The sequence below is a fragment of the Micromonospora sp. CNZ322 genome, assembly GCF_007827755.1.
Map to the genome: position 1 here is coordinate 59,333 of NZ_VITD01000025.1, position 12,038 is coordinate 71,370.

At 69.6% G+C, this 12,038-nt stretch carries 10 protein-coding genes; 6 read left to right on the forward strand and 4 right to left on the reverse strand.

Annotated features, from left to right (window positions below; genetic code table 11):
- Positions 1–29: 29 nt before the first annotated feature.
- The 4 genes from FB453_RS33405 to FB453_RS33420 all read right to left on the reverse strand — a co-directional run bounded on the left by FB453_RS33405 (position 30) and on the right by FB453_RS33420 (position 4,454).
- Positions 30–977, reverse strand: a complete 948-nt coding sequence (locus FB453_RS33405) for a sporulation protein (protein WP_145796700.1) — start codon at positions 975–977, stop codon at positions 30–32.
- Between the two features lie 128 nt (positions 978–1,105).
- Complete coding sequence (locus FB453_RS33410) at positions 1,106–1,576, reverse strand: hypothetical protein (RefSeq protein ID WP_145796702.1); 471 nt, start codon at positions 1,574–1,576, stop codon at positions 1,106–1,108.
- Positions 1,577–1,648: 72 nt separating this feature from the next.
- A complete protein-coding gene (locus FB453_RS33415) occupies positions 1,649–2,425 on the reverse strand; it encodes a DeoR/GlpR family DNA-binding transcription regulator (protein ID WP_112675483.1) in 777 nt (258 codons plus the stop codon).
- A gap of 37 nt (positions 2,426–2,462) precedes the next feature.
- Entirely contained in the window at positions 2,463–4,454 is a 1,992-nt protein-coding gene (locus FB453_RS33420) for a beta-galactosidase (RefSeq protein ID WP_145796704.1), read from the reverse strand.
- A 282-nt stretch (positions 4,455–4,736) separates the two neighbouring features.
- On the opposite strand from FB453_RS33420, the gene FB453_RS33430 reads away from it, so the two are divergent.
- From FB453_RS33430 to FB453_RS33455, 6 genes are all read left to right on the forward strand, one after another.
- The gene (locus FB453_RS33430) at positions 4,737–6,065 is read left to right on the forward strand and encodes an ABC transporter substrate-binding protein (RefSeq protein ID WP_145796706.1); all 1,329 of its coding nucleotides are present in this window, start codon (positions 4,737–4,739) and stop codon (positions 6,063–6,065) included.
- Between the two features lie 21 nt (positions 6,066–6,086).
- On the forward strand, positions 6,087–7,043 hold the full coding sequence (locus tag FB453_RS33435) for a carbohydrate ABC transporter permease (RefSeq protein WP_112585086.1): 957 nt from the start codon (positions 6,087–6,089) through the stop codon (positions 7,041–7,043).
- Positions 7,040–7,954: a carbohydrate ABC transporter permease gene (locus tag FB453_RS33440; protein WP_145796708.1), complete on the forward strand. Its 915-nt coding sequence runs from the start codon at positions 7,040–7,042 to the stop codon at positions 7,952–7,954. Before FB453_RS33435 ends, FB453_RS33440 begins: the two co-directional genes overlap by 4 nt.
- Entirely contained in the window at positions 7,951–10,086 is a 2,136-nt protein-coding gene (locus tag FB453_RS33445; RefSeq protein WP_145796710.1) for an alpha-galactosidase, read from the forward strand. Before FB453_RS33440 ends, FB453_RS33445 begins: the two co-directional genes overlap by 4 nt.
- Positions 10,087–10,190: 104 nt before the next feature.
- The gene (locus tag FB453_RS33450) at positions 10,191–10,592 is read left to right on the forward strand and encodes a YciI family protein (RefSeq protein WP_145796712.1); all 402 of its coding nucleotides are present in this window, start codon (positions 10,191–10,193) and stop codon (positions 10,590–10,592) included.
- A gap of 3 nt (positions 10,593–10,595) precedes the next feature.
- Entirely contained in the window at positions 10,596–11,858 is a 1,263-nt protein-coding gene (locus FB453_RS33455; RefSeq protein WP_145796714.1) for a sigma-70 family RNA polymerase sigma factor, read from the forward strand.
- Positions 11,859–12,038: the final 180 nt, after the last annotated feature.

Consider the following 12,038-nt stretch of genomic DNA (forward strand, 5'->3'; position numbering starts at 1 on the left):
GAGGCCACTGTGGCGTTTATCTGTAGCGGCTACTCGTCGCCACCGAAGTCGCCGAAGTCACCCTCGAACGATTCCTCGATCATCTCGCCGGCGATCATGCCGCCGGCGACACCCAGCGCGGCGCCGGCCACCATGCCGCCCATGCCGTGCCCACGGCTGTGACCGTGACCGTGACTCGGGCCGTACTGGGAGCGCAGGCTGCCGTAGCGGGACGTGGTCTCGCGCAGCCAGCCGTCGACGACCTGCGCCCAGTCCACCCGGTCAACGTCGGCGTGCGACACCTGGTAGCGACCGAACGCATCGTGCCCGGCGCTGAGGAACCCGCCGCGCTTGTCGCACTCCAGGATGACCTCCACACCGCGCTGGCTGGTCACGAAGGTCAGCTCGACCTCCCGGATGGTGCTCGCGTACTGCGGGGAGGCGAAGAACTCGATCTCCTGGTAGAACGGCAGCGTCTGCTGCACGCCCCGGATGTGACCACGCTCCAGGTCGGCGTGCTTGAACCGGAAGCCGAGCCGCTGGAACGCCTCCAGGATCCGCTCGTGCACCGGCAGCGGGTGCACCGCCACCTGGTCCAGGTCGCTCTTGTCGACAGCGCGGGCGATCGCCAACTCGGTACGCAGACCCATCGTCATACCGTGCAGGCGCTGGCCGTACACGTCGGTGATCGGGGTCTCCCACGGCACCGGCAGCTGGAACGGGATCGAGAGCTGCTGCTTCGGGGCGAGCTGGAGCGAACCGCTGACCGCCATGCGGTGGAACTCCATCGTGCCCGCGTACTCGGTGTCGTGTCCCTCGACCTCGACCCGCGTGACCAGGCCGATCACCACCTGCTCGATGGCTGCCTCAGCGTCGCCACCGACGAGGTTGACCTGCCCGTCGAGGGTCAGGCCGGGCCGGGTGTTGGGGTTGGTCAGCACGGTGTCCACGCTGGGACCGCCCACACCGAACGCGCTCAACATCTTCTTGAAGACCATCGGAACTCCTGTGCGACGCCGACCGCTCCAGGCTGGAGTCGGACGTTGACTCGAACGGCACCCTATCCAGCACCCCTGTGAGGTGGCTGTGAAGCGCGCCTTGCCAGCGCCGTCGGGGCCGGCCGTTGTCAGGCGGGCGTGGCGCTCGGCGCCGGCCGAGGTGCCCTGACCGTCGCGGTGATCAGCCAGGCGAGCGCGGCCAGCAGCGCCATGAGGCCGGCGGGGACCAGACCCCAGGGCAGGGCACGCGGCGACAACGCCCATGCCTGCCGGGTGTCGGCGAGTACGCGTGGCTGTCGCGCCGTGGCCGGGACGGCCACCTCCCACTCGTACGCGCTGTTGGGCTCGTCGTCGATGACCTGCCAGGACTCCTGGACGTCGACGCCGTGGATCGGCCCCTGCTGCCCGCGGCCGCCGCGGGTCCAGTTGCCGACGCACCGGCTGTGCATGGCCTCCAGTCGATCGTGGGTCACATAGCAGTGATCGACTGTCGCCCGGGTCTGGTCGGCGGGCCACGCGCCGGCCACCCAACTCAGCATCCCGACGAGGGTCAGGCCCACGACGGCGATGGCAGCGAGTCGCACCTTGACCGCAATCATGGCCGTGCTCCCTTGTTCGAGTCCTGGTCCGCCGGACGGGTGAGCAGCGGGCCGTCCGACGAGGATGGTTGGTCAGTCGGGTTCGACTATCACCAGCTCGCCGACCTGTTCGCCGATCGTGGTGCGTGCCTCGGTCGGCAGACCGCGGTCGGTGATGAGCACGTCGGCGGCCTCCAGCGGGGCGATGGTGGCGATGCCGATCGTCTCCCACTTGGTGTGGTCGGCGAGCACCACGAGCCGGCGGGCCGCGCCGATGAGGCAGCGGTTGACTCCGGCTTCGAGCAGGTTGGGTGTGGTGAAACCGGTCCGTGGGCTGAGGCCGTGCACACCGAGGAACAGCAGGTCGACGTTGAGCGCGCTGATCGCCGCCTCGGCCACCGGCCCGGTCAGCGCGTCCGACGGGGTGCGGATGCCACCGGTCAACACGACGGTCTGGTCGGCGCGCGGGTTTTGGTAGAGCGCGTCGGCCACCGGGATCGAGTTGGTCACCACGGTCAGCCCGCGTACGTCGGAGAGCAGCGTGGCCAGCGCGGCGGTGGTGGTGCCGGCGGAGAGCGCGATGGCCATCCCTGGCTCCACCATCGTCGCCGCCCGCTCGGCGATGGCCCGCTTCTCCGCCTGCTGGCGGATCGACTTCGCGGCGAAGCCGGGTTCCTCGGCCGAGCCGGGCCCGGCGAGGGTCGCGCCGCCGTGCACCTTGTCGACCAGGCCGCGCTCGGCCAACACCTCCAGGTCGCGCCGGATCGTCATGTCGGACACGCCGAACCGACTGACCAGGTGACTCACCCGCACCCCGCCACGTTGGCGGATCAGATCGAGGATGGCGGTCTGCCGCTGCTGGGCGAGCATGTGGGGAACCTCCTTCGCGCCGTGACTGTTCTCAGAATCAGGTCCGATCCTCACGGACCACCGCCACCTCACCGGCCGGCAGTGCCAGCTCACCGGCGCAGTGTCCTCCGGTCAACAGCTCGACGCCGTGCACCGGTAGGCGTACCTCGGTGTCGGTGTGGTTGATCGCGAACAGCCAGGTCCGGTCGCCGTCGCGGCGGCGGACCACCTCCACCCCGGACGGCGCCGACACCGTCGGGCGGACGCCGGCCTCGGCGAGCAGCCGGGCCACCAGTCGATCGGTGGCCTGCTCGTCCAGCCGGGTGCCGACATACCAGGCGGCGCCGTCGCCCACCCGGTGCCGGGTCAGCGCCGGCACGCCCGGCAAGGGCCCATCGGTGTACGAGGCGAGCACCTCGGCGCCGTCGGGGTGCACCCACTCGGTCCACACGTCCGCGGTGCTGCCGTCGTCCAATTGAACCTGCTCGCCCTCGCGCAGCGGGAAGAACTCCTCGGTGCGGACACCGAGCAACTCCCGGAACGCGCCCGGGTAGCCGCCCAACCGGATGTGGTCGTTGGCGTCGACGATGCCGCTGAAGTAGGTGACCGCCGCCGTGCCCCCGGCCGCGACGTACCGGTCCAGCGCGGCGACGTCGGCGTCCCGGACCAGGTAGAGGGTCGGCACCAGGACCAGCCGGTAGCCGCTGAGGTCGGCCGACGGGTGGACGATGTCGGCTGTCACGCCGGCCCGCCAGAGCGAGTCGTACAGGGCCTTGAGCCGGTCGGTGTAGGTGACGTCGACGCTGGGGTGTGAATCCAACTCGACACCCCACCACGCCTCCCAGTCGAACTGGATCGCCACGTCGGCGTCCACCCGACTGCCGCGTACCTCCGCGAGGGCCTTGAGGTCCGCGCCGAGCTGGCAGACCTCGCGGAACACCTTCGTGTCCGGCCCGGCGTGCGGCACCAGCGCGGAGTGGAACTTCTCCGCGCCGGCCCGGGAGGCACGCCACTGGAAGAAGAGCACCCCGTCGGCGCCGCGGGCGACGTGCGCGAGGCTGTTGCGGCGCAGTTGCCCGGGCAGCTTGGCCACGTTGCGCGGCTGCCAGTTGACCGCGCTGGTGGAGTGCTCCATCAGCAACCACGGGTCACCGCCGGCGACGCCCCGGGTGTGGTCGGCGGCGAACGCCAGCCCGAGGTGCGCCTGCGGGTCGGCGCCGGTCAGGTAGTGGTCGTTGGAGACGAGGTCCACGTCGGACGCCCAGGAGTGGTAGTCCATGTGCTTGATGCCGAAGCCGATCATGAAGTTGGTGGTGATCGGCTGCCGGACCAGCGTCTGCAACACCTCGCGCTCGGCGCGCAGTTGGGCACGCTGCTCGTCGGAGGAGAACCGCAGGAAGTCCAGCTGCTGCGTCGGGTTGGCGAAGGTCAGTGCGGTACGCGGCGGGTTGATCTCGGCCCAGTCGCCGTAGCGCTGACTCCAGAACGCTGTGCCCCAGGCGTCGTTGAGCCGGTCCAGGTCGCCGTAGCGCTCGCGCAGCCAGCCGCGGAACGCCTCAGCGCTGACGTCGCAGTAACAGTGCACGTTGTGGCAGCCCAGCTCGTTGGAGACGTGCCACATGACCACGGCGGGATGCTCGGCGTAGCGGCCGGCGACCGCGCGTACCAGCTCCAGCGACCGCTCGCGGAACACCGGTGAGCTGGGGCAGTACGCCTGCCGTCCCCCCGGCCAGAGGATCGCGCCGTCGACCCGGCGGGGCAGCGTCTCCGGGTGCTCGCGGGCCAACCACGGCGGTGGGCTGGCCGTTGCGGTGGCCAGGTCGACCTGGATGCCCCCGTCGTGCAGCAGGTCCAGCACCCGGTCCAGCCAGCCGAACTCGAACCGCCCCGGGGTGGGCTCCAGCAGCGCCCAGGAGAAGATGCCGACGGAGGCCAGGTTGACCCCGGCCTGGCGCATCAGGTCGACGTCCTCGGACCAGGTTTCCTCGGGCCACTGCTCGGGGTTGTAGTCGCCGCCGAAATAGATGCCGTCACCCTGCCATCGCCGCATGACAGCTGAGGGTGCCCCCGTCGGACCACTGAAGTCAACAGGTTCCAACATCGAGCTTCTTTCCAACGTTTACCACGTAACGGCCGTGTCACGACTGGGTTATCAGAGGCGAACTGCCCTCTTGACAGCGCCTGACCGCAGGGTAGCTTGAGGCCCCAATGGCCGTTCGTGTTCGCCAATGTGGATTCTCGGTGGATCTCAATGTGTGATCACGGCGCTGGACCTGCCTTCACCACCCTGAGGCCCTTGGGCGTAGCTCCTTCTCATCCGCAGGAGGCACAGATGTCCCGTCCCCAATCCCAAGCCGAGTACCTGGCTCGGCTCGTACCGCCCTCAGTCGCCGGCATCAACCGACGATCGTTGCTGGCTGGCGCGGCCGGCACGGGCGCGCTGCTCGGCACCGGCCTGCTCTCCGGCTGCGGCGACGACTCCGGCTCCGGCGGGTCCAGCAAGGACGTGTCGCTCGGCTCGAACCAGTCCGACCCGAAGCCGAAGGACGTCCTGGTCAAGGTCACCGACGGCTTCAAGACCTCGTCCGGCGTGCAGGTCGCGGTCAATACCGTCGACCACAACACGTTCCAGGAGAACATCAACAATTATCTACAGGGCAAGCCCGACGACGTGTTCACCTGGTTCGCCGGCTACCGGATGCGCTTCTTCGCGCAGAAGGGCCTGGCCAGCGACATCAGCGACGTGTGGAGCAAGCTCTCCGGCTACTCCGACGCCTTCAAGAAGGCATCCACCGGCGACGACGGCAAACAGTACTTCGTACCCGCGACGTACTACCCGTGGGCGGTCTTCTACCGCAAATCGGTGTGGCAGCAGCACGGCTACCAGGTGCCCACCACCCTGGACCAGTTCACCGCCCTCAGCGCGCAGATGAAACGGGACGGCCTCATCCCCATCGCCTTCGCCGACAAGGACGGCTGGCCGGCGATGGGCACCTTCGACATCCTCAACCTGCGCATCAACGGCTACCAGTTCCACATCGACCTGATGGCCGGCAAGGAGGCCTGGACCTCCGACAAGGTCAAGAAGGTCTTCGACACCTGGGCCGGCCTGCTCCCCCTGCACCAGCCGGACAGCCTCGGCCGCACCTGGCAGGAGGCCGCGCAGTCGTTGCAGCAGAAGAAGAGCGGCATGTACCTGCTCGGCCTCTTCGTCGGTCAGCAGTTCAGCAACGACGAGCAGGACGACCTCGACTTCTTCACCTTCCCCGAGATCGACCCGGCCATCGGCGCCAAGGCGTTGGACGCTCCGATCGACGGCTACATGATGGCCCGCAAGCCCAAGAACGAGGACAACGCGCGCAAGCTGCTGGAGTACTTCGGTGGCAAGGCCGCCGCGGACATCAACCTCAAGAACGACCCGGCCGTCCTCGTCGCCAACAGTGGCGCGGACGTCGGCGGCTACACCGCACTGCAGAAGAAGGCCGCCGAGCTGGTCGGATCGGCCACCGAGATCGCGCAGTTCCTCGACCGGGACACCCGGCCGGACTTCGCCTCAACGGTGATCATCCCGGCGCTCCAGCAGTTCATCAAGAACCCCAAGGACATCGGCGGGCTCACCTCGTCCATTGAGAACCAGAAAAAGTCGATCTTCACTGACTGACGGCGGAAGGGGGAGGACATCGTGTCCGACCTGCCCCTGATCCAAGCGGATCGCGCCGTGCCGCCGCCGGCCACGACCACCTCCACGGGTGGTCGTCGCCGGCGGCTACGGCTCCTGTCCCGCACCGACCGCGTGGTCATCACGCTGATGGTGCTCGTCCCGCTGCTGCTCGTCACCGGGTTCGTCTGGTTGCCGGCGGCGGCCACCGTGCTGCTCTCCGGCACCAACTGGGATGGCATCGGCCCCCTCAACGAGATCGAGTTCGTCGGCGCCCGCAACTACAGCGACGTGGTGAACATCTACCCGCCGTTCGTGCCGGCGATCCAGCACAACCTGCTCTGGCTGGCGGCGCTGTTCGTGGTCGCCACCCCCTTCGGCATGTTCCTGGCCGTCCTGTTGGACAAGGAGTTGCGGGGCAGCCGCTTCTACCAGACCGCGCTCTACCTGCCGGTGGTGCTCTCGCTGGCGCTCATCGGCTTCGTCTGGCAACTGCTCTACTCCCGGGACCAGGGGCTGATCAACGCCGTCTTCGGCAGCAGCATCGACTGGTACGGCGACTCGAACGTCAACATCTGGGCGGTGATGGTCGCCTCCGGGTGGCGACACGTCGGGTACATCATGCTGCTCTACCTGGCCGGCCTGAAGGGCGTCGATCCGTCGCTGCGCGAGGCCGCGGCGGTCGACGGCGCTTCGGAGAGCCGGGCGTTCTTCCGGGTCGTGTTCCCGGTCATGCGACCCATCAACATCATCGTGCTGGTGGTGACCGTGATCGAGTCGCTGCGCGCGTTCGACCTGGTCTGGGTGGTCAACAAGGGCCGCAACGGGCTGGAGCTGATCTCCGCGCTGGTCACCCAGAACGTGGTGGGTGAGGCGAGCCGGATCGGCTTCGGCTCGGCACTGGCAACGATCATGCTGGTCGTCTCGCTGGTCTTCATCACCATCTACCTGGCGACCGTGATGAGGGAGAACCGGGAATGAGCACCGCGACCGTCACCCGGCGTACCGAGGGCGGGGCCGACGCGCCGCCGCGCCGCCGCAAACTGACCCCGCTGCGGATCCTGCTGCACGGCTTCCTCATCGTCGTCTCGCTGGCCTGGCTCTTCCCGATCGCCTGGGCGGTGCTGACCTCGCTGCGCTCGTACGACTACACGGCCGCGAACGGCTACGTGTCGTTCGGCGGCTGGACCTTCGCCAACTACGTCACCGCCTGGCGGACGGCGGAGTTCGGGCAGCACTTCCTCAACTCGGTGTACATCACCGTGCCGGCGGTGCTGCTGACCCTCTTCCTCGCCTCCTGCGTGGCGTTCGTCATCGCCCGGTTCAGTTGGAAGCTCAACCTCGTCCTGCTCGGGGTCTTCACCGCGGCCAACCTGCTGCCGCAGCAGGCGCTGCTCATCCCGCTGTTCCGGCTGTTCACCGAGGTGCCGCTCCCGGAGTTCATGAGTGACTCGGAGCTGCTCTACGACAGCTACTGGGGCCTGATCCTGATCAACGTGGCCTTCCAGTGTGGTTTCTGTGTCTTCGTGCTCAGCAACTACATGAAGGCGCTGCCCCGTGACCTGTACGAGGCGGCGATGGTCGACGGGGCGAGCATCTGGCGACAGTACTGGCAGGTCACCATGCCGCTGTGCCGGCCGGCCCTGGCCGCGCTGGCGACGCTGGAGGTGACCTGGATCTACAACGAGTTCTTCTGGGCCACAGTCCTCATGCGCACCGGCGACAAGTTCCCGGTGACCAGCTCGCTCAACAACCTGCGCGGTGAGTTCTTCACCGACAACAACCTGGTCTCGGCGGGCAGCGTGCTCGTCGCGATCCCCACCCTGGTGATCTTCTTTATGCTCCAGCGGCACTTCGTTCGGGGCCTGACCTTGGGAGCCTCCAAAGGATGACGATCCTGCACCTGCGCCGCGCGCGAACCAGCCTGGTGCTCGACGCGCGCGGCCCGGGGCTGCCCCGGGTCGTGCACTGGGGCGGCGACGTCGGCGACCTCGACGACGACGGCCTGCGCCAGCTCACCGACGCGACCGTACCGCCGGTGGTGCCGAGCAGCTTCGACCAGCCGACCGTGCTGTCAGTGCTGCCGGAGGCGAGCGCCGGCTGGAGCGGGCGGCCCGGCCTGGCCGGGCACCGCGACGGTGCCGGCTGGTCCCCCGCGTTCCGGCTGGACGGTCTCGACGTCGACCAGCCCGCCGACGGACCGGCGCGGGTGACCGTCCGGGCGTCGGACCCGGCCGCCGGGCTGACAGTGACCATCGAGATCACGCTCGACCCGTACGGCCTGCTGACAGTTCGGCACCGGCTGCGCAACGACGGCGACAGCACGTACGAGCTGCGGGAGCTGACGCCGGTGCTGCCGGTGCCGGCGGTCGCCACCGAGCTGCTCGACCTGACCGGCCGGTGGTGTCGGGAACGATCGCCGCAGCGGCACCCGTGGCAGCACGGCGCCTGGGTCCGCGAGGGCCGGCACGGCCGCACCGGGCACGACGCCACTCTGCTGCTGGTGGCCGGCACCACCGGGTTCGGCTTCGGCCACGGCGAGGTCTGGGCGGTGCACACCGCGTGGAGCGGCGACCACGTCACGTTCGCCGAACGTCGGCCCACCGGCGAGTCCACCCTCGGTGGCGGCGAGCTGCTGGCCCCCGGCGAGGTCCGGCTCGGCCCCGGCGAGTCGTACGAGACTCCCCTGCTCTACGCGGTCTGGTCCGACGCCGGGCTGGACGGGCTCAGCGACGTGCTGCACACCCACCTCCGGGCCCGCCCCGGACACCCGCGCTCCCCGCGCCCGGTGACCCTCAACGTCTGGGAGGCGGTCTACTTCGACCACGACCTGGACCGGCTGCGGGCGCTCGCCGATCGGGCCGCGCAGATCGGCGTGGAGCGGTTCGTGCTCGACGACGGCTGGTTCCGCGGCCGGCGCGACGACACCGCCGGGCTCGGCGACTGGTACGTCGACGAGAGCGTCTGGCCGGACGGTCTGCAACCGCTGATCGAGCACGTCACCGGCCAGGGCCTCCAGTTCGGCCTCTGGGTCGAGCCGGAGATGGTCAACCCCGACTCGGACGTGTTCCGCGCGCACCCCGACTGGGTGCTCGCCGTGCCGGGGCGGCTGCCGCCGGCCTGGCGTCATCAGCAGGTGCTCGACCTGGGCCGCCCCGAGGCGTACGACTACGTTCTGGAACGTCTCGACACGCTGCTCACCGACCACCCCGGCATCCGGTACCTCAAGTGGGACCAGAACCGGGACCTCACCGAGGCCGGGCACCATGGCCGCCCCGGGGTGCACGGGCAGACCCTGGCGGTCTACCGGCTGTTCGACGAGTTGCGCGATCGGCACCCGGGTGTGGAGATCGAGAGCTGCTCGTCCGGCGGGGCCCGGGTGGACCTGGCCATCCTGGCGCGTACCGACCGGGTCTGGGCCAGCGACTGCAACGACGCCCTGGAGCGGCTCAGCATCCAACGCTGGACGGGGCTGCTGCTGCCACCGGAGCTGATCGGCACCCACGTCGGCCCGGAACGCTCGCACACCACCAACCGCGTACACGACCTGGGTTTCCGGGCGGCGGCGGCGCTCTTCGGCCACCACGGCATCGAGTGGGACATCGCCTCGATCAGCGCTGCCGAGCAGACCGAGCTGGCCGCCTGGGTGGCGCTGCACAAGCGGCTGCGCCCGCTGCTGCACGCTGGTCGGGTGGTCCGGGTCGATCACCCGGACCAGGCCGTCTGGGCGCACGGCGTGGTCGATCACGACAACACCCGAGCGGTGTACGCGGTGGCCCGGCTGACCACATCGGTGACGCAGGTGCCCGGCGCGGTGCGCCTGCCCGGCCTCGACCCGGGCCGGCGGTACCGGGTACGACAGGTGTCGGGCGTGCCCGCCCCGGCGAGCATCGACCTGTCCCCGCCCACCTGGCTGGCGGGTGGTCTCACCCTCAGCGGAGCGGCGCTGGCCCGGGTGGGTGTGCAACTGCCCGCCCTGCACCCGGAGCAGAGCCTGGTGCTGGAGGTCGACGCCGTCGACTGAAAAGATTTTGGAGAATCTTCGGCCGGGGTGTCGAGAACGGCGGGGCCTGCTTCTACCTCACTGTGAGAGCACCGACGACGGTGCGCAGGCGTGAGGAGCCAATCATGAAGTACATGCTGCTGATGCAGTTCAGCGCCGCCGGGACCGATTTCCCGAGCATCGACACCTGGACCCAGGACGAGGTCCGGGCGCACATCGCCTTCATGGGCGAGGTCAACGCCAAGCTGACCGCCGCCGGTGAGTGGGTCGACGGGCAGGGCCTCGGCGGCCCGCAGCAGGCCCGGATTGTCCGCGCCGGTGAGGGTGGGGTGCCGGTGGTCACCGAGGGTCCGTTCGCCGAGACGAAGGAGTTCCTGGCGGGCTTCTGGATCGTCGACTGCGAGAGCCCGCAGCGGGCCGTGGAGCTGGCTGCGCACATCTCCACGGCGCCCGGCCCCGGTGGCCGGCCGCTGAACATGCCGATCGAGGTGCACCCGGTGATGTCCGCCCCGGCACAGGAGTTGTGAGGGCTGAACACCGATCCCCGCATCGAGGACCTGCTGCGCGAGTTGGCGCCGCAGGTCCTCGGCGTGCTCAGCCGCCGCTTCGGTGACTTCGCCACGGCGGAGGACGCGGTGCAGGAGGCGCTGCTGGGCGCCGCCACCCAGTGGCCGACCGAGGGGCTACCGGCGAACCCCCGTGGCTGGCTGATCCAGGTCGGTTACCGGCGGATGATCGAGCTGGTCCGCGGTGAGCAGGCCAGACGCCGCCGGGAGGACCTGGTCGCCCGCCGGGATCGGGACGACCAGCGGTACGCGCCAGCCCCGGACGAGGAGTTGACCGCCGAGCGGGACGACACGCTGGTCCTGCTCTTCCTCTGCTGCCACCCGGCGCTCGCGCCGACGTCGGCGGTGGCGTTGACCCTGCGGGCCGTCGGTGGGTTGAGCACCGCCGAGATCGCCCGCGCGTTCCTGGTGCCCGAGGCGACGATGGCGCAGCGGATCAGCCGGGCCAAACACCGCATCCGGGCATCCGGGTTGCCGTTTCGGATGCCCGAGCCGGCGGAGCGGGTGGAACGGTTGGTCGCCGTACGACAGGTGCTGTACCTGGTCTTCACCGAGGGGCACACCAGCACCACCGGCCCGGACCTGCGCCGCGTCGACCTCGCGGCGGAGGCGATCCGGCTGACCCGCGCGCTGCACACGCTGCTGCCGAACGACAGCGAATCGGCCGGGCTGCTGGCGTTGATGCTGCTCACCGAGGCGCGCGGCCCGGCGCGGACCGGGCCCTCCGGCGAGCTGATCTCACTCGCCGATCAGGACCGCAGCCGCTGGGACGCGACGGCGATCGCCGAGGGCGTCGCACTGGTCACCCGGGCCCTGCCGCGCGGGCCGGTCGGTCCGTACCAGGTGCAGGCCGCCATCGCCGCCCTGCACGACGAGGCGTCGAGCACCGAGCAGACCGACTGGCCGCAGATCCTGGCGCTCTACGAGGTGCTGGAACGCTTGGCCGGCAGCCCGGTGGTGGCCCTCAACCGGGCCGTGGCGACGGCCATGGTGCACGGACCGGCCGCCGGCCTGGCGGCTCTCGACGCGTTGACCCACGACCCGCAGTTGGCCGGACACCACCGGCTGGCCGCCGCCCGCGCCCACCTGCACGAGATGGCCGGCGACCGGGCCCAGGCGGTCGCCGACTACCGGATCGCCGCCGCCCGGACGAGCAGCCGTCCAGAACAGCTCTACCTGACCATGCGAGCTGCCCGACTGGCCGCCGAGACTGTTGATCTCCCGTGAAGACAGAGATCAACTGTTCCCCCGCGGCGCGACCCAGGCAGCTTCACCCGCCACAGCTGGCAGTCTTGGACAGTTTCCGTCAGCGCGGAACTATTCAGTCCCATGACATCTGTCAGTGTTGAAGTCCCGATACATGTGTCAGTTGGTAGGGATCTTGGGTGTGCTGGTAGATGGTGCCTG

What these genes read in the sequence shown, in the direction of transcription:
- FB453_RS33445 (WP_145796710.1), top strand. Translation starts at nt 7,951, where the DNA reads ATGACGATCCTGCACCTGCGCCGCGCGCGAACCAGCCTGGTGCTCGAC.
- FB453_RS33405 (WP_145796700.1), bottom strand. Translation starts at nt 977, where the DNA reads ATGGTCTTCAAGAAGATGTTGAGCGCGTTCGGTGTGGGCGGTCCCAGC.
- FB453_RS33410 (WP_145796702.1), bottom strand. Translation starts at nt 1,576, where the DNA reads ATGATTGCGGTCAAGGTGCGACTCGCTGCCATCGCCGTCGTGGGCCTG.
- FB453_RS33420 (WP_145796704.1), bottom strand. Translation starts at nt 4,454, where the DNA reads ATGCGGCGATGGCAGGGTGACGGCATCTATTTCGGCGGCGACTACAAC.
- FB453_RS33430 (WP_145796706.1), top strand. Translation starts at nt 4,737, where the DNA reads ATGTCCCGTCCCCAATCCCAAGCCGAGTACCTGGCTCGGCTCGTACCG.
- FB453_RS33440 (WP_145796708.1), top strand. Translation starts at nt 7,040, where the DNA reads ATGAGCACCGCGACCGTCACCCGGCGTACCGAGGGCGGGGCCGACGCG.
- FB453_RS33415 (WP_112675483.1), bottom strand. Translation starts at nt 2,425, where the DNA reads ATGCTCGCCCAGCAGCGGCAGACCGCCATCCTCGATCTGATCCGCCAA.
- FB453_RS33450 (WP_145796712.1), top strand. Translation starts at nt 10,191, where the DNA reads ATGAAGTACATGCTGCTGATGCAGTTCAGCGCCGCCGGGACCGATTTC.